The organism is Parapedobacter sp. ISTM3, from assembly GCF_016533505.1.
GTDB classification, from domain to species: Bacteria; Bacteroidota; Bacteroidia; order Sphingobacteriales; family Sphingobacteriaceae; genus Parapedobacter; species Parapedobacter luteus.
Window position 1 is genome coordinate 235206 of the sequence record NZ_JAENGN010000003.1, and the last position, 23952, is coordinate 259157.

Here is a 23952-nt window from a genome sequence, read left to right on the forward strand (position 1 = left end):
ATTAAAAAGAATAGCTGATATTCAAGCTGGCCTTGGCACCATTGCCCATGTAATATTGCTCATCGCGCGCGTTGTACTGGCTGTAAAATGGGAAGTAAGCGTTATTGAACAAGTTTTCCACGCCCAAGCTTGCCCGCAGCGCCCGGTTGAATCGATAAGATGCATTCAGATTGAACAGGTTGACAGCTTTTGTCGGGCCTTCCGCCGAGCGGTAAGTGCCATTATCCAACGGTTCAAACCGGTCGCGGTTGCCGGTGTGTACCCAAAATAGCTGTAGGTTCAGTCGGTCGACGGGTGCATAATATACATAGGCTGTTGCCTTGGGCGGGGCAATACGCGATCCGGTGAGGTACTGCTTTGTGCCGTCTTCCAATTCGGCTTTCCCTTCGACGTAAGCGTAGGTAGCGCCTATGGTTAGATTTGGCAGTAAATATGCATCGGCCGTCAATTCATAACCATACACACGTTCGGGTGCACGCTGGGGCATCATATAGCCGTCTCCGCGGTCAACCAGGTTGGCCCCCAGCTTGGAAGTGCTGATGTAATAGGCCGCGGTAAGGTGGACAAGACCGAATCGGCTACTTACCCCGGCTTCGTAGTTGTTGGTGATGATAGGGTCGGTCTGCAGTTGTGTGAGGGTGCTTTCCTGCGAACTGCGGACGATACGGCCCAGCTCGTTGAGCCCAAAACCTTGTGAGAAACTGATGAAGGGGTTGAATGCATCGAATCTGGTATAGCGGAGGCCGGCATTAAACATGGTTGCATTGTACGAAAGCGTTGCTCCGGTCACAGGAATGCTGCCTTCGCCGTTGGGTCCCGTGGCCAATGTATAGAAGTCTGCTATCTTCACCTTGGCGTTTTCATAGCGAGCACCGCCTTTAAAAATAAGGTATTCTGCAATGTCTACCTTCAATTGAGCGTACGGAGCAAAGTTGGTCATGTCCATGTCTGGAATATAGATACGGCCATCCAACAGTGGTTGGCTGGTGACATCACCAAGCAAATCCAATCCATAGACGACGTTGCCTTTAATAAGACTGCTTCCCCAAGGGGTATTGAGGTTTAGCCGCAGGCCGCTTTTCTTGGAGCTGATTTGGGTCTGGCCGGGCCCGTACCAGCCGTTGGCGCGCTCCACATAACGGTTGGTGGAAAGAAAACGCTGGAAATACCCCGTAAGCTCCAAAAACGTATTCAACGGCAATGCATCGTTTCGGTAAGTAATGAATGCGTTGTGATTCTGTGGGGTACCCGCCGGAGCGCCCGGATTTTCGCCCGGGATCCCGATAGAAGGTTGCTGGCCATAGACACCGTTTTGATTGATGTAGTCGCTCTCCTGCAGGCTCCTAAACATATTGTATGAGAGCGTCAGGTTGCTCGATGGATTGAACTGGTAGGCTGCCTTTGCAAAGATATTGTAGGAATACGTTTGGCTCAGGCCATCGTCTTGCGCCAGTACGTTGCCTTCGGCATCCTTGAATACGCCGTTGTAATTGTAAGTGCCCCCCGCTACATACGAAAACTGGTTGATGGTACCATGCAGTACCTGCGAGAGGCGGTAGCCGACCGTGTTGGCAAGGTGGCCGGGATGCCCGTTGGTACCCACGGTGGTCTGGCCGCTGATTTTCTTGTTGCCGTCGGGCTTTTTGGTGATGTAATTGATGATGCCACCACCAGAGCCATTTCCATAGATGGATGTAGCGCCTTTGATGATTTCTACCCGCTCGATAACGGCCGGATCGATGGAGCGTATATCGCGTGCGCCGTTCATCAAAGGTGTCGACTGCGGGATGCCGTCAATCAACACCAGCACACTGCGGCCGCGGAGTGTCTGGCCCGAGTTGGTTGCTTTGTTGGTCGAAGGGCCCAAGCCGGGGACCGTAAAGCCCAGGATTTCGCTGATGGAGTTATTGATGTTGGCTTGCTGCTCAATTTGTGCGGCATTGAGGATGGTTACAGACGAGGGCACTTCATCGATGCTTTCCTGTACCCGGCTGGCTGTGACGACGACCTCCGAGAGTTGGCCTGTCTGCTGGAGTGTAAACGTAATGTCGGCGGTTTGGTTGGCATCCACGACGATGTCCTGCACGGTGGAACTGTAGCCAACGGCGCTCGCGTTGATTTTTTGACGGCCTGGTTCAATGCCTTGCAAGGTGAAGCGCCCCTGCTCGTCTGTTCGCGTATTAGGGTACCCTTGGATACCTACCGTCGCGTACGAGGCGGGTTTGCCATCGGCCGTCTGTACCAGGCCGGTGACCTTGCCTTTACCCGATGAGGCTTGTATCGTAATCCGGTTGCCTTCCACTAACAGTTTACTGAAATCCTTGCCCAGCAGCTCGCCGAGGATCTCGCCGAGCGGGGTACCATTGGCCATGACAGAGACTTTACGCTGGGTATCGAGCTGGGTGGTGGAATAAGCAATAAAAGCACCGGCTTCCTTACCCACGGCCGAGAGGGCTTCGGCTAAAGCTACGTTGGAGAGCTGTAATGTCACCGGCCTGGAAAGGATGTTTTCCTGAGCCCGCGCGCTGTGGGTTAGAGACATACCGAAGAAGATGGCGGTGGTTATGGCGAGGGCGTAGTTCAACCCGAGTTTATCCGCCCAATATTTAAAGATGTTTTTCTGGTAACTTGCTACCGTTTGCATATTTTTGTTGGTGGTATAATTAATAATTCACGTTATTGATGATACTTGCCCAGCACAACGTTTGGCGATGGGGTGCTGGGCTTCCTTAATATCGATCGGTCAGGGCGGGGATTGGTCGTCTATCATTTTCAATTTGTTAAGGTGTAATGGTCACGTCGGAACCATTGATTTGATACTGGAATCGGATGGCGAATGCCAGACTTTTTAATATGTTTTGAAGCGAAGAGTTGTCAAATTCGCCCGTGTAGCGCTGTCTGCCCAGCGCGGGCGATGCGACGGATATCTGCACCCCATACCAACGCTCCAGTGTGTGGGCAATTTCGTCCAGTGATTGGTCGTCGAATATCAATCGATTATCTTTCCAGGCTGTATGGGTATCTGTTGATACCGGTTGCTGCTGGAGTGTGCTTGTCCTATCAAGCCTGCCCAACTGATTTGCCGTGAGCGTAAGCTGTAGGTGGCGCTCGTGCTTTGAGGAAAAATTCACCCGGCCTTCCGTTACCACAACGGTGGTTACGCTGTCATTATCATACTCCCTGAGGTTGAATGCCGTGCCCAGTACCCGCGTAATGCTGCGCCCGGTTTCGATGACGAACGGCTTGGCGGCATCCCGCGCCACTTCAAAAAACGCTTCGCCTGAAAATGTTATCAAACGGACGCTGTCACCAAAACGTTCGGGATAACGGACCGTGCTTCCACTGTTGAGGTGTATGCGGGTACCGTCCGATAGCGTAACGGTGGCTTTCTTTCCCCCCGGGACGGAATAAGCGTAGTACTTGAGTGTGTCGGCTTTCTGGCGCAGGCGAGGCTGGAGATAAAGAAAAAGTATGCCGGCTAGCAGCAGGGTGGCAGCTATGGCGACCGTCCGCCGTATAGACCAGGTAGGTCTTTGTGCCTGACCTCGGACCTCCGGATGCCGCGTTTCGAAGGAAGCCCAGCCGCGATTTTCGAGATGTTGCATCGCTCCATGCGGAGGCAAAGCCGTTGCCGTTTCCTCGTCTTCGGACAACCACTGTTCTATGGCTTCTTTCTCCTGGGGGCTACACTGGCCGAGGTAATACTTATCTAATAGCTCCTGCGTGATCTTCATGTAATAGTTCGCGAACTGTCTTTTTAAGCGTCCGTCATTAACATCACGTCCTAAGTCGGGTATTTTCCTCAACCGGATCGGAGATCTTTTTGGTTTTTTTGATTTGCAGGATGGTTGTATAATGAATCAGTGGATTCGTCGCAATCGCTCGCGAAGGTAGCCCAGGGCTTTGTAGAGGTGGTACTCCACATTCTTTTCAGATATGGCCATCGAAGCCGCGATGCCCCGTTTGTCCAGCCCATCTTCATGAAGGAGGTATACTTCCCGGCTCTTCGCCGGGAGGGTGGAGGCCAAGCTTGCAACGGTACGCGTCAACTCGCGGAAGAAGACATCGTCCTCCGTGTTGTTTGTCGCGCCTGAAAGCGTACACGAGTGCATTTCCAGCAACTGCTTTCTATGGGAGGCATGACGGCAGTGGGATTGTGCTTCCAACTTGGCAGCTCGGCAAAGGTATTTGCCGATATCGGATCCGGCAACAAGCATGCTCCGTTTTCGCCACGCCAGCTCAAATACGTGCTGGGCAAGGTCTGCTGCCGAATCCACATCGCGAACATAACGGTAACAGACTGCAAAGACCGCTTTCCAATGTGCACGGTACAACTGCTCAAACTCCTCAGCACCGATGCCTTTAGGGGTTGCATGTGGCGTAGTATGATCTTCGGGACGTGACATTGTCCCGCAAAGTTAAATTTATTTAGAATGATTCGAAATTATTTTTACAATATTCTACATGGCGGGCCGTAAGCCCTTAATTGCGGTGATAGACGCGTGATAAAGTTGGTTGCTGCTCGTCAAGGATGACATGCATCCATTAATTATGGCGACTACTATTACTTGGAGGCGTTGCTCCGGCTGCGTAAGCGATCGGTCCAGCTTTCGGGTGGCCCCAGATAGCTCGGCTGTTCGCCCCCGAGGTCGATGACCACCCGTTGCAATACCACACCCGGGTCGATGAACCATACCTTTAGCGCATGTTCGCCGCTATTGGCCAAAGCATGGTGAGAGACGATGCGTTTGATGTTGTTGGCGACTCCTTCGCTCCATGCATTTTCAGATTCATCTTCGTTGATGTTGATCACCAGCGGCGCCTGCCCATCTATGGACACCGCCAGCCTCAGGTGGTTTTCACCACTGAAGTTGAGGGTAGGCGACACGTGCAGCGTCACTTTGGCATCGCCGGTGTTGTGGTTACGGAAGCGATAGACAAGATGCGGACTTCCTTCGGACAAAGGCAAGGAAGCCGCTGTGACGGGCATCGCCGTGACGGCTGACTCCGTGCGCCCGTAGTCCGGCAGTACCTGCCAATGGATACCATTAGCGTTGACCGCTTGGCTGTAATGATGTGCCTCCATGGCAATGTAACCGCTGTTTTCGATAAAGGTATTGGCATGTGTGGCCGTAGGGAGTGTGTAATGGTGTATCCGGATGGTCACGCGTTTTTCTTGTCCTGCCCCTTTGATGTGGATAGTCGCGGCATGGTTGCCCATAGGGGCGTTTGCCCAGTCGATATGCGCCCATAATCGGAGCTCATCGCTGATCGTGCCACTTGTTTCAGACAGCCGTACCCAATCGGCTGAAGACGCCGCCTGGAAGAAGAAGGCGTCTGCTCCTTGGTTGAAAATTTCGATGTAGGCACTGTCGCGGAAATAGGGGTCCAGCTCGGGCAAAACCTGTTCCTGCCGTTCGTGGAGCTCTTGCCCTTCGGCATGGACGCCCATTCGGGCTTCGGCAGGCAACGTGAGGCGTTGCACCTCCGGCAGCACATTTTTTTCGGGTTGCTGCCAATAGGTGTATCCGATGTGCGTCTGGTCCATCATATGGCTCCATTTGCCGCCGGCCATCACATTGTTGTACTGGTGGGTAAGCAGCGAATCCCGCGCGAACAGCACCTCGGCCCGTTCGGCCACCGTGTTGGTTGCCGCGCGTCGCTGGGAGGCGTAAAACGTATTCTTGGCCACGGTATAATAGAGCTCGTAAAGGTTGGCACAGGCGAGGATGGGAAAAAGAACTAACTGATAATAAGCATCGCGGTATTCCGGAGCCAGCTGGTCGTTGACCGCTTGGGCGCGGTTGGCCAAGATATTGTAGTCGGCCGCCACACGCTCCCATTCACGGTAATGGTGGAGGCTGTAAGTACCGGCATCGAGCAGCTCCGGTTTGCGGCGACCATTAAATTTGGTGTATTGCGCAAGGAAATCCGCGATATCCTGCGCATGGGTACCGCCGAATTGCTTGCGGGCCCATGCTACGGTGTATTCCTGTAATTGTGTTGCGTCCCAGCGTTGGGGCGACCAGGCCATATCAAGGAAAAATTCCGTGGGAAACTCCATGGGTTTGATGTCGCCAACATTCACAATCCACAGTTGGGTGGCGCCATATTGGTAAGCGAGGTTCATCTGTTCCCATACTTTGGTGATGGGATTTGTGTTCAGCCATTTGTAGTTGCGAGGACCGCCGACATAGTCAAAATGGTAATAGATGCCATAGCCACCGGATCGCGGCGGATCGGACAGCTTGGGTAGCTTGCGGATGTTGCCCCAGTTGTCGTCACAGAGTAGTAGGGTCACGTCATCCGGCACCCGCATGCCATGGTCATAGTAGTCCTGCACTTCTTTATACAGCGCCCATACCTGAGGTACTGCCGTTGCTTTTTTTTCCGTTACTTCTTCGATAATTTGGCGCTGGTCGGCCACGATGGTTTCCAGCAGCTCGATGGCTGTACCTTCGGTCATGGGTTCATCTCCATCGCCCCGCATACCGATAGTAACCAGGTTTTCGTGGGCGCCCATCCGCCGTATCCCTTCTTTCCAGAATACTTGGAGCGCATGTTTATTGGTTTGGTAGTCCCACGGTCCGGCGCCATAGCGCCGCCATTCATCGTGCGCACGCACCATGGGTTCATGGTGGGAAGTGCCCAGTACGATACCATATTGGCTGGCCAGCACGGGGTTCAGCGGGTCATCATCATTGAATGCCCGGCCCCACATGGCGGGCCACAGGAAGTTGCCCCTGAGGCGCAGGATAAGCTCAAAAACTTTTTCGTAGAAAGTGTGGGTGAAGCCGCCATGGTACTTCTCCGCCCAGCCCGCCAGTGCGGGAGCCCCATCGTTGATGAAAATGCCCCGGTATTTGACGGCGGGGGAGTGGCGGATCGCCCTTTCGGTGTTGAAGAACAGCTCATCGCTTTTTTTTACGGGTACATCAGCCCAAAAATGCCACGGCGATACCCCTATTTGGTAGGAGATGTCATAGATTCCGAAGATGGTACCCCGGTTGTCACTGCCGGCAATGACCAGTGCTTGGGCAATATCGGGAGTGGGGTTGTCTACCACTTCGATGAGCGTGCTTTCCCATTGGTCCACGATGTCTGCTACATTGATGGCGCCGGAGTGTATCAGTTTATCAATGATACGCGATTTTCCGACAGTGCCGATGATGATCGCGGTGGAGGTATGTTTGCCATTGAGTGTAGGTCGTACCGAACTGACGCGCTCGATGTCCAGCTGCAGATCCCCTGCTGCCCGGAGTACACTACGGTGCTCACTGCTGTCGACCATGATGTTGGCTGCCACGTGGTTGCTTACAAGGGGAAATCCCGGGTTGGCGGCATGGGCTGCCAGGGCTATCCAAGTGTATCCGATAAGCAAGATGATACGGTACATGTCTTCTATTTTCTATCAGTTTGCTGAATTGTAATGGTTGTCTCTGCTGTGGTTAATCCCGTTGATGTGGCCGTGACGGTGATTTGACCGGTAGCACCCGGTTTTGCCTTTACGATAGCAAGGGCAAGTCCGTTGAACGCCTTCCGTTGGGTTGTAGGGAATGCGGTCATGTCGGCCGGATTGCCATTGTCCGTGGCAACGATCATTCCCGAACCTGACAGCTCGAATTGTACAGTGTTGTCGGCACGCGGTACCGGAAGACCGTCCTTGTCGACAACTTGTAAGGTCAGGAAAACCAAATCTTTTCCGTCAGGGATGATATGGGATTTATCCGCGATAAGTCGCATCCCCTTGGCGTCGTCCGCTGTTTTCACGGTGTCGCCGGCCCATGGTTGTCCGTTTTTATAGGTTACTACACGGAGTTCGCCGGGATGATAAACAACATCATCCCAACGGAAACGGTATTCATAACGCCCTCTCTTTTTCCGGCCGAGTGATTTGTCGTTCAGGAACAGTTCTGCTTCATCGGCCGCCGAAAAAACGTGCACAGGAGTAATCTTTCCTACACGCTCGGGCCATGTCCAATGCGGCAAAATGTGAGCCATTTTATGGTCAGGCCGCCAGCGGGCTTGGTACAGATAGAAGCGGTCTTTCTTGAAGCCTGCTAAATCAATGATCCCCGAGTACGAACTTCGGGCGGAATAGTAGGGGGTAGGCTCGCCAAGGTAATCCCAGCCGGTCCAGACAAACTCGCCCGCCACGTAAGGATGTTCGTCTTGGGAGGAGAACACCTTATCGGGTGAGGCGCCGAATGCGGCTGTATAAAGTTCATAAGCGCTGACTTGAAGGGATACCGGATCGCCACCAACGCTGTCGCTCACGGGCGCATTTAGGCCATCGAAAACAGGAAAGATATACGTGCCACGTGTGCTGAGGGTGGAGGCCGTCTCGCTGCTGACAATCAGCTTGTCGGGAAACTGTTGGTGGAACGCCGGATAGAGTGGCGAGGTCTTGATACCCGACAGGTGAGCATACGCTGGCGCATCCCGTATGCCCTCGCCCTGATAGTTGAGGCTGATGATATCCATGGCTTTTGCAAAGGGCATGTCCGGTTTGGCAAAATTCATCGATGCGGTGGTTGGCCGTGAGGGATCCTCTTCTTTCACAATGTTGTGCAATTTTTTTGCAATAGCGGCACCTTCTTCCCCGGTATATTGTTCGCCCACTTCATTGCCGAAGCTCCATGCGATAATGGAAGGGTGGTTGCGGTCCCGGCGAACAAAGGCCCGTATATCGGGTTCGTGCCAATCAGGAAAGATCAGGTGGAAATCCAAGGGCGTTTTTTTTCGTTCCCAGCTATCGAATATTTCATCGATTACCAGGAATCCCATACGATCCGTAAGGTCCAGCAATTCCGGTGCGGGTGGGTTGTGTGCCATTCGGATGGCATTGCAGCCGAGCTCCTGAAGCATTTCTAATTGTCGCTCCGCTGCCCGAATATTGAACGCAGCCCCCAACGCACCTAAGTCATGGTGCTGATTGACGCCCTGTATACGTACGGGCTTACCATTTACCAAGAGGCCCTTTATAGGATGGAAATCCAGCGATCGGATGCCAAAACGCGTTTCATATTCGTCTATCAGTTTACCTCCGCTATATAATCGTGTAATGGCTACATAAAGGTTGGGCCTTTGTGTGGGAGGCGGCCCCCATAACTTTGGATTTTTCAGGAAGAGCGACTGCTCAATTATCACCTTTTCTCCTTTTGGTGCGGTGATGGTTGAACGTGGAAACGTGCCAACACTATTCTCTGCGCGGTTCGAAAGGCTATTTAACACATATACTTCCGTAACTGATTCGACCTGCTGATCGGATATTGATTTATTTTCAATTTGTAAGGAAAGGTTCAGCGTAGCCGACGAGGTCGATACCGCTTCGGTGGTGATGAACGTGCCCCATTGGCCTACGTGTACTGGATTTACTTTGGTTAGCCATACGTTGCGGTAAATGCCACCCCCCGGATACCAACGTGAGGAGTGCGGAGGATTGTCCAACCGTATTGCCAGTTGATTTTCTCCGCCGGGATTGAGGTATGGTGTGAGATCCAAACGGAATGAATTATAACCATACGGCCATCCTCCTACCAAATGTCCATTAAGCCAAACCATCGCATATGACATGGCTCCATCTACATCGAGATACATGGATTTGCCCTTGTCAGTGACGGGAATGTCCAATTTTTTACGGTACCAGGCAACACCATGCACCGGCAGACGTCCCATTCCCCCGCCGATTACGGGGTTGGCTTCGGTATAAAATGGACCACTGATGGCCCAGTCATGGGGTAGGTCGACCGACTCCCAAGCCTGGTCATTGAAATCATATTGCACGAAAGGAAAGCCCCTTCCGGGATCACCTGGCGGGCGTTGATGCTTTTTCGCTGGGTCGCTGATGAAATCATTTGCAGTGGGTAAAATCCATTTTTTAAGCACATCGTCCGACGCATTTGTGGCTATGGCTTCCGTAGGTTTGGTGTCTGCCACAACGTTGTCATTATGTTCAGTGATTTCTAGGCGAGTATCGTACGCTAATGAGTCAGGATTGGCATCGTACCGCATAAACCGCCAATCTGCATTGAGACCAATGCGCTGCCTCGGCAATTCTTGGCTGTTGGAATTTTTGCAGGGGGCAAACAAAAACAAGCCTGCAAAGATAACTGCATAAATTAGGCTTCTTAATCCGTATGTTATCGGGGGAAACTGCATCATTTTTATTTTTAGGGTCATACAATTGACAAAGGGCGCCGTTGATTGTCCGAAGACTATATCCCCGGCACAAAATGGAACTGCAAATTCTCGTAATATTCCAGTGGATGTTCCGGCCGTTCCAATCCATCAGGGATGGGCATGCCCGAAAACTGCTGGAAATACAGCACGCAGGCATCGCGCCACAGCATGGCCTCCTCGTGCTGGATGGCCAGTAAATCGCTGACTTCTTCGAAAACGGTGTCGTTTACTTTTCCTTTTTGTGCTTTCCACACCGCCCGCATGCCGGCTACTTCCTCCACACCACTGTAGTAGTGATGGCAGAGTGCTTCCCAGAGCGTTTCGCCGGATTTCATCCGGAAATCCCACGGGAGGTGGTGGAACCAAAGGAGGTATTCATCAGGGCAGGTCTGCGGGTCTTCAAACTGGGCCTGTACTTCGGGCGCATATTGGCTCAGGGCGTCACTGCCTGAGGCTGTACGATTGAAGCCAATGCCATCCTTGTTGGCTTGGTGATAATAGACCGATGTCCAGTCAGCCCGTTGCTTGTCCTTGATCCAGGGACCGGGGCCATAGTGGTGGCTCCATCCCATCAGGTGGTGGAGGCCAAGGGGAGTCATGTAATTGACGATGGTTTCGCGCGATTGCATCATCATCGGCAGCAAGGCGCCGATAAGGGAAGCGTCGTTGCCGAACGTGCGGCGTAGCCAATCGTCGGCAATTGCACTGGCATCGGTATCGGGGTCCCAGGCCAATTTTCCATAGGCAAACCAGTTGGCTTGTGCAAAAGGGTGCCCTGTCCAGTTGACGGCTGTGCCGGTGTTGGCTACGCCCGCCATGGCTGTGAGCTTTTGCCCGGTTAATGAGCCATCAATTATGCGCGCGACGGTCGAATGTGGGCCATGAGCATATGTATCGGCCAGCAGCGTTTCACTGAACAGTGTACCCAAGTAGGCCAGATTGGTGGCAAAACCGAGGTATTCTTGCGTAATTTGAAATTCCATCATCAGCGGCGTGCCGGGCATGGCGCCGAAGAGCGGATGAAATGGCTCGCGCGGCTGGAAGTCGATGGCGCCGTTCTTGACTTGGACGATGACGTTTTCACGAAATTGGCCATCGAGTGGTTTAAATTCGTTGTAAGCCTGCTTGGCACGATCTTCGGGCTCCGTATCTTCATAGACAAATGCCCGCCACATGACCACGCCGCCGTGGGGATTCAGGGCGTCGGCTAACATATTGGCTCCCTCGGCATGGCTGCGTCCATAGTTTTGGGGGCCGGGTTGCCCTTCAGAATTGGCCTTCACGAGGAAGCCGCCAAAATCGGGAATATAGCGGTAAATCTCGGCTACTTTGTCGTTCCACCATTGCTGCACTTCGGGGTTGAGCGGGTCGGCGTCAGCAAGGCCACCCAGTTCAATGGGTGCGCTGAAACGCGCCGACAGGTATACCTTGATACCATAGGGCCGAAAGATGTCGGCTAGCGCGGCCGCTTTTTCGAGGTAAGGTGCCGTGAGCATGAGCGCGTTGGCATTCACATTATTGAGCACGGTACCGTTGATGCCGATGGAGGCGTTAGCCCGTGCATAGTCTGTATAACGCGGATCGCGGTACCCGGGCAGACGATGCCAGTCCCACAGGGAGAAGCCTGCATAGCCGCGCTCCACGGTGCGGTCGAGGTTGTCCCAATGATTGAGCAGGCGCAAAGCAATCTTGGGCTGGGTAGTGGTGGCAAGCTGCGAAATGTCCTCGCCGCGTTGCAAAACTCCAAGAAATGCGTAGACGCCGTATAATATGCCGCTGCTTGTATTGGCAAAGATGACCGTCGTAGGCTTGCCTTTGATGGCTGTATAATGGATACCATATCCCTCGTCGCCGATGTGCTGGAGATGCCCCGCGATGGCTTCACCGGCCAGCCAGGGGAGCGTGGCGGGTGTGCCTATGACCAACGTGCCGAATTCCTGGAGCGTGTCGACCGATTTCAGCCCTTCCCCCAGCAAGCCGTTCACCGCGGTGAGCAGCTCCTGTCTGGCAATACTATCTGTTCGATTTGCCACCGGGAAAAGTAAGGTCTTAAGCTGCCGTTTGTAGTCGGCAGCCGTTTCGGTGGGCAGTGGTTTGAAATCCAGCCACAGCCGATAACCGGATTGGGCCGCAATGGGGAGATTGAGGCAGCAAACATAGGCAAGAAACAGTAAAATGCGAATTGTGATGTTCATAATCGGTTTATTTCATGACTAATTTAATTATTCTCGTTGGGTAGAATCCCGTATTATCAATTCATGGCGCAGCACGATGGTTGCCGCGGTATGTTGTTCGCTGCTTCCATTTAGCAGATTGATGAGTGTTTTAGCTGCCATTTCTCCCATTTCGTGCCCTCGATAATTGACCGTGGTGAGGTTGGGCTCAACGACTGTCGCGATCGGATCGTTGTTGAACCCGGCGACGAGCATATCTTTCGGAACGTGTACACCATTACGTTTCAATTCCTGCATACAAGCCACCGCACAGGTATCGTTGGCTACAAAGATGGCATCAGGCCGTTCCGTCAATGCGCAGATATGTTTGGCGGTATGTATGCCATCTTCTGCGCTCAGGTTTTTGACCATGAGCCAATCTTCCTGAAATTGAATGCCATTATCAGATAAGGCATCCTTGTATCCCTTGAAGCGCTGGCTGTAGACGTTCCGGTTGAGATTGCCTGCAATATGCATGATACGCTTTGCGCCTTGGTGGATAAGGTAAGACGTGAGTTCGTAAGCGGCCTTATGATTATTGATAACAATATTCGGACAGTTGGGATGTTCAAAGACGCGGTCAAAGAAAATCAACGGGATATTCTTGTCCATGAAACGTTTGAAATGATCAATACCGGTCGTTGTGTAGGCCAAGGATACCAAAAGGCCGTCTACCCGATTGTTGAACATCGTGACTGCGTTTTTCATTTCCTTTTCCATGGTCTCCAGTGATTGGCTGATGATTAATTCATAGCCTGCTTCATTCGAAACTTTTTCCATACCTGCGATGACATCAGACATAAACATGCTATTCAATCGTGGTACAATGACACCGATTGTATAGGTGCGTTTTGTCCGGAGGTTGCGGGCAAATGTATTGAAGCGATATCCCATGCGCTCGGCCTGGGCAAAAATCTTGTCTTTCGTAGCCTGTTTTACGGCCGGATGGTTCTTGAGTCCCCGGCTTACTGTGGCGGCCGATATATGCAGGGCCTCCGCAATGTCGTAAATGGTTACTTCTTTTCTCTCGTTGGACGTACTCATTTGTTTGTAAATACGGTTCATTAAATGGTTCGGCTAAAATAAGAAAAAAATATTTTTTTGCAATCGGTTGCATTAATTAATTTTTATTTCTACCTTTACTCCCAGAAAGAATAACCAAGGGTCCAGGAGGACATATAAACCTTATCCATATGATTAGCTTTTCAGTGGTGGGGTCATTTTAAAAGATTCGCATGCCAACGTTTGATTTTTGCGTTTGGGAAAACGGCTAAAACAAATTCTAAAAAGCAATTTAACTAATTTATTTAACCAATAATCCTACAGTATGATAAGCGTATACAAATCGGGATTGCGGCGGTGGCGGGGAAAAGCCATCAGAGCCGCCTGTCTATTATTGTTTTTGTTTTCTTATTCCACGTACGTCATGGCGCAGGCTGGAAACATCAGTGTGTCCGGGAGCGTTGTAAATGAGGCCGGGGAAGCATTGGGTGGGGTTTCCATCCACTCCGATGATGGTGCAGCAAGTACGTCCTCAGACGATAGCGGTCGATTCACCATCCGTGTGCCAGCAAACAGTGTATTGGTATTCAGTTATATTGGATATGCGACGCAAGAAGTGAAGGTTGGACAGACTGGCCAAGAACTGATGGTGACATTGCTGGAAGAGTCAAGTGCCTTAGAAGAAGTGGTTGTCGTGGGGTACGGTACACAGCGCAAAGAGTCGGTAACTGGCTCGGTCGCTTCGATTGGCGGGGAAAGTTTGCGTGAAGTCCCTTCAGCCAATATCACACAAGCCCTTCAAGGGCGCTTACCGGGGATAGAATTGTCGCAGACGTCTACAAAGCCGGGCGCGGCGATGCAGATCCGCGTACGGGGTACGCGCTCGCTTAACGCCAGCAACGATCCGCTTATTGTGCTTGATGGAATCCCGTTTGCAGGTTCCATTCAGGATATCAGCCCAAACGATATCAAAAGTATCGACATCCTCAAGGATGCTTCTGCAACGGCTATTTATGGGTCAAGGGGAGCCAATGGCGTAATTATGGTCACTACGAATAAGGGCGGTGCGGGCCAGGAGGCGCGCGTTTCTTATTCTGGGTTTCAGGGGCTGAAAAATATTTTTGGCAAGTACCCCATGATGGATGGACCGGAATTTGTGAAGCTGCGTGCAGATGCGGGAGTATATACAACACATGGGTTGGATGAATCCGAAGATGTAAATGTCGACTATCAGGATCTATTATATCGAGACGGCTACACGGGCAGCCACGACCTTAATGTGTTGGGCGGTACAGCGACCGGGAGCTACAAGCTCAATGTCGGTTATTTCAAGGATCAGTCAGTACTGCCTGGCCAATACTTCGATCGGGTATCATTGAATGCGGCTATAGACCAGCAAATTGGCAATTACATCAAAATCGGATTTACAACTAATAGTAATTATTCGGTAAATAATGGTGATAACCTTGGTGTTTATGGTGCATTAAACTCCTCACCTATTGCCAACCCTTACAATGAGGACGGATCCTGGAAACGGGTGATCCGCATGCCGATGGAAGATCAATGGGTGTACTCAAGGGATATTATCGAAGGTTTGGGCGATGCCTGGATTGACCAAACACGCGCATTGGGTACCTACAATACCATTTATACCGAGGTGCAGATTCCGAAGGTTGAGGGATTGAAATACCGTATCAATGTAGGCTTGAATTACCGGCAAAGCAAGGGCGGCTCGTACACAGGAGAAGGGGTGTTCCAATCGTTGGCTACTACCCCTTCATCGGCCACATTGAGCAATGCAAACACCACACATTGGATTGTTGAGAACTTACTGACTTATGATCGCAGTTTCGGAAAGCATAACATTAACCTGACGGGATTGTATGCTGCAGAGGAAAACCTGTACACGCGGTCTTTTGTCCAAGCGCGGGACATCCCTGCGGATGCATTCCAATTCTATAACCTTGGCCGTGCAAACGAACAACCCATTATCAATCCTGATGAGCAACATTATTCAAAAAGCGGCCTGATATCTGGCATGGGTCGTGTCATGTATTCTTATGATGACAGGTACATGATGACGGCTAGCTTTCGCTACGATGGTTCGTCACGGCTTGCCCCTGGGCACAAGTGGGTGTCTTACCCCGCTGTTTCCGTCGGATGGAACCTGCATAACGAGTCGTTTCTGACTGGTTCCCCTATTGTCAACCAATTGAAAATTCGCTTGGGTTATGGCGTTACGTCTAACCAGTCAATAAACCCGTATTCAACCCTCGGACTTTTATCGACCCGGCCTTATAACTTCGGTGAAACATTTGATACGGGCTTATATGTGTCTGAATTGCCGAATGCCGGATTAGGTTGGGAGTTTTCAGCCACAACAAATTATGCAATAGATTTCGGTCTATGGGGCAACCGCCTGTCGGGTACTCTCGAATATTATCATACGAAGACCGACGATTTACTGTTCAGGGTAGGTTTGCCCCAAACGTCTGGTGTAGGCAGCTACATGGCTAACGTGGGCAAATCCGAGAATAAAGGGTTTGAAGCAGCATTGAATGGTGTCATTCTGGATAACCACAATGGATGGTCATGGGATGTCGGGGTGAATTTTTACCTCAATCGCAATGAATTGACGTCACTTGCTTCTGGCCAGACGAGGGACGAAGGCAACTGGTGGTTTGTAGGATACCCCATCGACGTAATTTTTGACTACGAAGCCGTCGGACTATGGCAGGAAGGAGATCCTTTTTTGGAACAATACGAACCTGGTGGAAACGTCGGGATGGTGAAAGTGAAGTACAACGGGGAATTTAATGCGGATGGTTCTCCTACCCGTATCATCGGTCCGGACGACCGGCAAATCATGAGTATGCAACCGGATTTTCAAGGAGGCTTTAATACCCGGGTTGCCTATAAAGGGCTAGATTTAAGTGTGGTGGGTATGTTCAAAAGTGGTGGGCTGTTGATCGCTACACCTTATGGTGCAAACGGTTATTTGAATATTCTTACAGGAAGAAGAGGCAACATTAAGGCGGATTACTGGACACCAGAAAATACGGGTGCACGATTCCCAAAGCCAGGTGGGATTGGCGGTGATCAACCAAAGTACCTGAATTCGCTGTCCTATTTTGATGCATCGTTCCTGAAAATCCGTACCATTTCGCTAGGTTATAATTTTGACAGCAGCAAATGGTTAGATAAGGTCGGTGTTGATAACTTGCGGGTTTATTTCACAGCTCAAAATCCTTTTGTCATGTTTTCGCCCTACCACGATTTGTCGGGTATGGATCCGGAAACGAACTCTTTCGGCAACGAGAATGCTGCTGTTCCGTTATCATGGAACTTAAGAAGGTTGCTGACAATCGGTACCAATACACCGACTACGCGCAATTACTTGGTTGGTATTAACTTAACATTTTAAGAAAGGAACAGGACATGAAACGTTTTCATATAAATTTCTTCGGCCGGATAGGGCTCGTATTGTTGGTCGCTGTGGCAGGGTGTACTAAGGTATTGGACGAGGTGCCACGCAGTATTTATACTCCTGATTATTTTAAAACGGAAAAAGGGGTAATGGGGGGACTGACGGCGATGTATGCCCACCTTCGATACATCTATGGCCACGGTTATTATTACGCGGGTATCCAGTCCGGTACCGATGAGGCTACTTGGGGACAGAACGTCAATGCCGATTCGAGAAATGCGGATTTTTCAGGTGTCGGGGTCATTTCGCCTACCAACAACCCCTATGGTGTCATTTGGGGGGTGTTTTCCAACATCAACACCGCAAGTGGTATTATCGAAAATGCAGCTGAGGTAGGTACTATTTCTGCTGAGCTGATTGCTGAAGCACGTTTTTTCCGGGCATTTGACTATTTTTTGTTGGTGCAAACATTCGGCGGGGTACCGCTGGATTTAGGGGCAGGTGAATTGATGTTCAATACATCCACTTCCCGTACCTCCGTCCGTAATACGGTGCCGGAAGTGTACACCAGGGCCATTTTTCCCGATTTGGTGCAGGCGGTAGCCGATTTGCCCGATGCACCCCGGTTGACGGGGACGGTCACCAAGACCGTGGCGCGGCTGTACTTGGCTAAAGCATACCTGACCTACGGCTGGTGGCTGGAAAACCCCCAAAATATTCCGACTTACCCGGCAGCGGATCGTGTAGATCCGGACGGGCAGACTGCGCAGTGGTACTTTCAGCAAGCCTATGATATGGCAGTGGAGGCAATTGATAATCCCGGGCCATATGCACTTCAGCCGTATTTCTATGATGTGAATTTGGGCTCGAACGATCGCAACAGCGAGATGTTGTTATATGCCGACCATACAGAAAAAAGCGACCTGTATAATGGGGATAATGTTACAGGTTGGGGTGCTGGAAACTCACCAGGAAGCTTCGCTCCCTGGTTTCCGACATGGAACTATACAGATCTGAGGAGCTCTACGAGCAGCAGTTCGTTTGCAGCGATGAGTTCCGTTCAGCGTGAAGCAGTACAGCCGCTGGGACGCCCATGGACAGGCGTGGCTCCCACGCATGAGCTCATCATCGATATGTTTGCAGACAAAATCAATGACTCCCGTTATGATGGTACGTTCACCACGGTGTATCGTGGCAATTGGCATAAGAATCCGAATGATGCACACCACACCGTGGTGTATAACGCTAATAACTTGCCTGTTGGTCAGGGCGAGCCGATATTGACCTTCCTGGATGAGGACCCCGGAACGATTACGTATCCCAGTGGTGCGGGCGACAATAACGTCGGTGCGGGCGTGATACCGGGCCGATCCGATTGGGTGATTGCACCGGAGGGAATCAGTAGGATTGTATATCCCAATCTCTGGAAGCTTGGACCTTATCGGACAGACAATGGAAACGGATTGGGCGAGATGAATGTAACGTATACCCGTCCATTCCCCGTTGCCAAGTTTTCAGAACTTTACCTGGTGGCTGCTGAAGCGGCGGTGAAAGGTGCAGCAACCGTGGGGGGCAAAAGTGCCCGTGATCTGGTTAACGTGCTCCGTGCCCGGGCGGGCAAATGGCGGTGGCATAACAACAACGCAGTGGAAAAGAACGAGGATAACAGTGCTGCGATGACGGCAGCGACACCGGCAACCATCACGATTGACTATATACTCGATGAACGGGCACGTGAATATTTCGGTGAAGGTGTTCGATGGTACGATCTGGCGCGCACGCAGACTTGGCATACCAGGGCTGCCACCTATACCATTTGCGGCACCGATAAAGGCGATCATACGCCACAAACGATTACGCGCAATATCCAGCCGAAGGATTACTTGCGCCCGATTCCGATAGGCCAGCTGGATGGCATGGAAATGACAGACGCCGAGAAGAAAGCCTATCAAAATCCGGGATATGATTAGCGGTCCTGGTGGGTGTGGATGCCGATCGAATGGGGCTATCCAATTAATGGATAGCCTCTTTTAGTTTTCTGACCCTGCCGCAATTACGCGGTAAAACGCAGCCTTGGGTTTAAACTGTCTGTCGAATAATAACGGGCAATTGGCCCGTCCCACAGCTTATTATACTACGAATGACGTTTAGCGACGCTTTTCACGCGGAGAGATTGGGCGCCCGTGACTAATGGGGCGCCCGTGCGTGATGTCTTTATTGCGTACTCAACTCACCATACGGGTGAATGGTCACGATCTTTCCATCGCCATCATACCGGAGTTCAGTGGCCTTGATATTGCGGAGATGGGTTTTGCCACCGGATAGTGCTAATAGCTTGCCTGTCGCCAGGGTAAGCCGATATAGACCTTTCTGGATGAGGACCCGGAACGATTACTTATCCCATGGTACGGGCGACAATAACGTTGGTGCGGGCGTGTAATGCGGATAGCCTCTTTTAGTTTACTGACCCTGCCGCAATTACGCGGTAAAACGCAGCCTTGGGTTTAAACTGTCTGTCGAATAATAACGGGTAATTGGTCCGTCCACGAACAGGCCAGTTATTCAACCAGGACTGACCATCGCTAACACCCCAAAAGGTGATTCGGCTGATGCTATCCCGGTATTTGATAAATAGCTGAAAAAGGGATTCATACGCAAGGGCTTGCACGTGTTGGATGGAATCGGGCAGGCCGCCCGGATAGGGATCCATTTCGGCACGGTATGCCGCCTTCCGACCAATATCGGCTATATTGCTATCCCACGGATTGGGTAATACGCTTAAATCGAGCTCCGTAAACATCACTTCGATACCCAATGCACTGAACTCCTTTATACTCTCTTCGATATCTTCCATTGGAACATCATCGGCCCGCCAATGCCCCTGTATCCCGACACCGTCGATCCGCACACCGGCAGCTTGTATCGATTTGATTAGTGAAATAGCCCCTGCACGTTTTTGGGGCTGTTCGATATTATAGTCGTTATAATATAATTTAGTGTTTGGTGCCGCCTTTTGAGCAAGCCGGAAGGCTTCAATGATGTAATTTTTACCGAGCTTTTCAAGAAAAATAGAATTCCGCAGGGTACCATCTTCATTCAGTGCTTCGTTGACGACATCCCATGATTCGATCAGGCCGTCGTAGCGGCTGGCGACCGTTTCGATATGGTTTACGAAATACTGCCGAACAGAGTCGACATCATTTATCTGACGTATGTAGTCCGGCAATTGGCTATGCCATATCAAGGTGTGTCCATTCACTTTCAAGCGATGCTTGGCGGCATAGGCCACCAGCTTGTCAGCGAGTTCAAAATCAAATCGATTCCAAGCAGGATGAAGGATGTGAGCCTTCATGATATTCTCCGGCGTAATGGCGTTGAACTGTCGCTCGATCAAGTTGGACTCGGCACTGTCTTTGCCTGCTATTTGGCTCGTGTTCAGGCAGGTGCCTATTAAAAAGTCATCTTGGAATACGGTTTTAAGTGATGGAATCCTGTCGGTCTGTACGGCTTGACAACGTGCGGCGTAAGTGTTAAATACGAGGCTTCCTAAACATAGGAGAAAACGGAGATGGACTGTCTTCATTTTTTTTAATTATTCAACCGATTGCATTACTGATGTAAAAATACTATTTATTAATTGTATTTTTAACACCAATTAAATTTGTGCTTTTATATTAATCAATAATGACCAATTTAAACAAATGTTCCTTATTTTTTTTGCTGATTTGGTGCGGATTTTTACCCTTACGGCTTGCGGCACAGGAGGTGGCACGCAACCCAATCATGTATGCTGATGTTCCCGATGTGTCGATGATTCGCGTAGGCAATTGCTATTATATGAGCAGCACGACCATGCATTTGAGTCCAGGCGTACCGATAATGAAATCAGGTGACTTAGTCAACTGGAAAATCATTGGATACGCTTATGATACGTTAGCCAATATTGACGATCTAAAGCTGGCGAATGGAAAAAATGCCTATGGTAGAGGTTCGTGGGCAAGTAGCCTACGATACCATGATGATACGTATTATGTGTCTACATTCTCGCAGACTACTGGAAAAACCTATATTTTCTCGACCACGGATATCGCAGCAAGGCAATGGAAACGATCGTCATTCGCGCCAAGCTACCATGACAATTCCTTGTTTTTCGATGACGATGGCCGGGTGTATATGGTCTACGGGGGCGGAGAAATCCGTTTGCTGGAATTGAACGAAGACCTTTCGGGACTGAAGCGGGGTACCAGTGAGCGTGTCATCATCGAAAATGCAACCGCGCCGTCCGGCCCCAATGTCATGCTGCCTGCAGAAGGGTCGCAGCTTTTCAAGGTGGAGGGGAAATATTACCTGTTCAATATCAGTTGGCCCCAAGGTGGGATGCGTACTGTGATCATTCACCGGGCAGAACAATTGACCGGTCCTTGGGAGGGGCGGGTGGTTTTACAGGATAAGGGCGTTGCCCAAGGTGGCTTGATCAGTACGCCGGAAGGGGCGTGGTATGCTTATTTATTCCGCGACTACGGTGCAGTTGGGCGCATCCCATACCTCGTTCCGGTGCGATGGGAAGATGGGTGGCCTGTTTTGGGTGTGGATGGGAAAGTGCCTGAGACACTGGATCTCCCTGCCTCGAAAGGGCTAATGCCCGGTATTGTGGCTTCGGACGAGTTTGAGCGGACAGTGGGTGAACCACCCCTGCCGTTAGCATGGCAATGGAATCATAATCCGGATAATGACCTGTGGTCGGTGACGGAGCGCCCGGGTTACCTTCGGCTAACCACCGGACGGCTGGATACTACCATTTTACAGGCAAGGAATACCTTAACACAGCGTACATTTGGACCGAAATCTTCCGCGGAAACTGCCATTGATATCTCCCATATGAAAGATGGCGACGCGGCTGGGTTGGCGCTGCTTCAGCGTAAATATGGCTGGGTTGGAGTGGTATCGGAAAATGGCGTCAAGTCGATTGTCATGGTCAGTGGAGAATCGGAACGGCCTGTAGAAAAGATGCGTGTCCCGCTGCGCCAGCCGATGGTATACTTCAAGGCCGTAGGTGATTTCAAAGACCGAGTGGATACCGGCTATTTCTATTATAGTTTAGACGGGAAACAATGGATTGCTATCGGGTCGCCTATTAAGATGGAATATACGTTACCTCATTTTATGGGATATCGCTACGGTGTGTTCAACTATGCCACAAAAGCAACCGGCGGATTCGTGGATGTCGATTACGTGCGATTTTCAGACGGAATGTAACATATTCGAGTGTTTACGAAACATAGCCTTAAGTAAGCGACGACATTTCCTCGTTAGTTTTGCGTCCCGCGATTCATCGCTTTGGGTCTACGCTAATGGGTATTTGATAAATTTAATGACTAAATTGGTTGATGAATACATGAAAAACGTATGGGTATTTTTAGGGTCGTTGATAGTGTTTTCGGCGACGTTATTACGGTATGAGACTTCTTTCGCGCAACAAAAGGATGCTAGTAAAGTAGTAGTCTTCAAGAATTTTAACTATCGCGGAGACGATCAGGTATACAAAGAACATCCGCTAGAACCCGATGAGTTTTACTCGCCGATACTCCAGGGTACCTATCCTGACCCCAGCATCACCCGTAAAGGAGGTGATTACTACCTCGTGTGTTCGTCGTTTGCCTTTTTTCCCGGTGTACCAATCTTCCATTCCACCGATCTGGTTAACTGGACGCAAATCGGCCATGTGCTGGATAGGACTTCACAGCTTAAGGTCGACTCCGCAGGTATGAGCATGGGCGTCTATGCACCCGCTATCCGATACAATCCTGTCAACGAGACCTTTTATATGATAACCACCCAATTTGCCGGTGGATTCGGTAACATCGTGGTGAAAACGAAGAACCCCCATCAGGGATGGAGCGATCCCATTAAACTCGCCTTCGATGGGATAGACCCATCGCTTTTCTTCGACGATGACGGCAAAGCTTACGTGGTACACAATGATGCGCCGGACAAGGGAAAGGAGCAGTACCAGGGGCATCGGGTCATCAAGATCTGGGATTACGATTTGGAAAAAGATCAGGTTGTGCCGGGTACGGATAAAATCATCGTAGATGGTGGAGTGGATATCAGCAAAAAGCCCATCTGGATCGAGGCACCGCATATTTACAAGAAGAACGGCCGCTACTACCTCATGTGTGCGGAGGGCGGTACGGGCGACAACCACAGCGAAGTCATTTTCTCCAGCGACCAACCGCGGGGACCGTACGTCCCGGCGGCCGAAAACCCGATATTATCGCAACGCCACCTGCCGAAAGACAGGCCGTACAAGGTAGACTGGGCGGGACATGCCGATTTGGTGGAAGGACCGGACGGACGGTACTACGGGGTGTTTCTGGGTATCCGGCCGAATGAAAAGGGCAGAGTGAATACGGGGCGGGAGACGTTTATACTGCCCGTCGACTGGACCGGGGAATTTCCGGTTTTCAAGGAAGGCATGCAACCGTTGTCACCTAAGCTGAAAATGCCCGCAGGTGTAAAAAACAAGACCGGCGAGCATGGTTACTTCCCTAACGGTAACTTCATCTTCGAAGAGGACTTTAAGGGTGATGTGCTGGACCTCCGGTGGTTTGGTTTAAGGGGGCCTCGCGAGCGGTTTATCCGTTTGACCAAAGAGGGCTTGCGCATCACGCCGTTTGCTACAAGTATCGACGAAATCAAACCGACTTCGACATTATTTTACCGCCAACAGCACAACGCCTTTACCGCAACGACCACGTTGGATTATGCGCCCGCGTCCGAAAAAGATCTGGCCGGACTGGTATGTTTACAGAAAGAGACTTACCACTACGTGTTCGGTGTGACGAAAATGGGAGACGACCACTACATTGTGCTGCAGCGTACCGAAGATGGTAACGCTGCCGTACTGGCCAGCGAAGTGGTAGATTTGGACAAACCGATACGGCTGCAGGTAACCGCTGAAGGCAATGATTATCGGTTCAACTACGCCGAGGGCGGAGGCGGCTTCAGAAACCTGGGCGGCACCGTTTCGGGAGATATTTTATCGACGAATGTGGCGGGCGGATTTACCGGTGCGCTGATCGGATTGTACGCGACTTCGGTAAATGACATTCTGCCCAATAAGTGAAC

Annotated in this window: 12 protein-coding genes and 1 pseudogene; 5 read left to right on the forward strand and 8 right to left on the reverse strand. The window is 50.9% G+C overall.

Features of this window, described 5'->3' with window-relative positions; all coding sequences use genetic code 11:
• Nucleotide 1: 1 nt before the first annotated feature.
• The 7 genes from JHJ32_RS06045 to JHJ32_RS06075 all read right to left on the reverse strand — a co-directional run bounded on the left by JHJ32_RS06045 (nt 2) and on the right by JHJ32_RS06075 (nt 13439).
• On the reverse strand, nt 2–2644 hold the full coding sequence (locus tag JHJ32_RS06045; RefSeq protein ID WP_233632506.1) for a TonB-dependent receptor: 2643 nt from the start codon (nt 2642–2644) through the stop codon (nt 2–4).
• A 136-nt stretch (nt 2645–2780) separates the two neighbouring features.
• The gene (locus tag JHJ32_RS06050; protein WP_200120324.1) at nt 2781–3734 is read right to left on the reverse strand and encodes a FecR family protein; all 954 of its coding nucleotides are present in this window, start codon (nt 3732–3734) and stop codon (nt 2781–2783) included.
• Between the two features lie 126 nt (nt 3735–3860).
• Complete coding sequence (locus tag JHJ32_RS06055; protein ID WP_200120325.1) at nt 3861–4406, reverse strand: RNA polymerase sigma factor; 546 nt, start codon at nt 4404–4406, stop codon at nt 3861–3863.
• Nucleotides 4407–4564: 158 nt separating this feature from the next.
• Nucleotides 4565–7396 carry a glycosyl hydrolase 115 family protein gene (locus JHJ32_RS06060; RefSeq protein ID WP_200120326.1) on the reverse strand — a complete coding sequence of 944 codons (2832 nt, stop codon included), beginning with the start codon at nt 7394–7396 and terminating at the stop codon, nt 4565–4567.
• A 5-nt stretch (nt 7397–7401) separates the two neighbouring features.
• Nucleotides 7402–10164, reverse strand: coding sequence for a beta-galactosidase GalB (galB, locus tag JHJ32_RS06065; protein ID WP_233632507.1), 2763 nt, complete (start codon nt 10162–10164; stop codon nt 7402–7404).
• 53 nt (nt 10165–10217) lie between these two features.
• The gene (locus tag JHJ32_RS06070; protein ID WP_200120328.1) at nt 10218–12377 is read right to left on the reverse strand and encodes an alpha-glucuronidase family glycosyl hydrolase; all 2160 of its coding nucleotides are present in this window, start codon (nt 12375–12377) and stop codon (nt 10218–10220) included.
• 27 nt (nt 12378–12404) lie between these two features.
• Nucleotides 12405–13439, reverse strand: coding sequence for a LacI family DNA-binding transcriptional regulator (locus JHJ32_RS06075; protein WP_200120329.1), 1035 nt, complete (start codon nt 13437–13439; stop codon nt 12405–12407).
• Nucleotides 13440–13722: 283 nt separating this feature from the next.
• On the opposite strand from JHJ32_RS06075, the gene JHJ32_RS06080 reads away from it, so the two are divergent.
• The 3 genes and pseudogenes from JHJ32_RS06080 to JHJ32_RS06085 all read left to right on the forward strand — a co-directional run bounded on the left by JHJ32_RS06080 (nt 13723) and on the right by JHJ32_RS06085 (nt 18794).
• Nucleotides 13723–16821, forward strand: coding sequence for a TonB-dependent receptor (locus JHJ32_RS06080; protein ID WP_200120330.1), 3099 nt, complete (start codon nt 13723–13725; stop codon nt 16819–16821).
• A 247-nt stretch (nt 16822–17068) separates the two neighbouring features.
• Nucleotides 17069–17152 (forward strand): annotated as a pseudogene (locus JHJ32_RS23125) (hypothetical protein); the annotation flags it as partial.
• Nucleotides 17127–18794: a RagB/SusD family nutrient uptake outer membrane protein gene (locus JHJ32_RS06085; RefSeq protein ID WP_370584482.1), complete on the forward strand. Its 1668-nt coding sequence runs from the start codon at nt 17127–17129 to the stop codon at nt 18792–18794. The pseudogene JHJ32_RS23125 and the gene JHJ32_RS06085, both read left to right, overlap by 26 nt.
• Nucleotides 18795–19279: 485 nt before the next feature.
• Here JHJ32_RS06085 and JHJ32_RS06090 read toward each other — a convergent pair whose 3' ends face one another.
• The gene (locus JHJ32_RS06090; RefSeq protein ID WP_200120332.1) at nt 19280–20407 is read right to left on the reverse strand and encodes an endo-1,4-beta-xylanase; all 1128 of its coding nucleotides are present in this window, start codon (nt 20405–20407) and stop codon (nt 19280–19282) included.
• A gap of 101 nt (nt 20408–20508) precedes the next feature.
• On the opposite strand from JHJ32_RS06090, the gene JHJ32_RS06095 reads away from it, so the two are divergent.
• Nucleotides 20509–22080: a glycoside hydrolase 43 family protein gene (locus JHJ32_RS06095; protein WP_200120333.1), complete on the forward strand. Its 1572-nt coding sequence runs from the start codon at nt 20509–20511 to the stop codon at nt 22078–22080.
• 115 nt (nt 22081–22195) lie between these two features.
• A complete protein-coding gene (locus JHJ32_RS06100) occupies nt 22196–23950 on the forward strand; it encodes a glycoside hydrolase family 43 protein (RefSeq protein WP_079716131.1) in 1755 nt (584 codons plus the stop codon).
• Nucleotides 23951–23952: the final 2 nt, after the last annotated feature.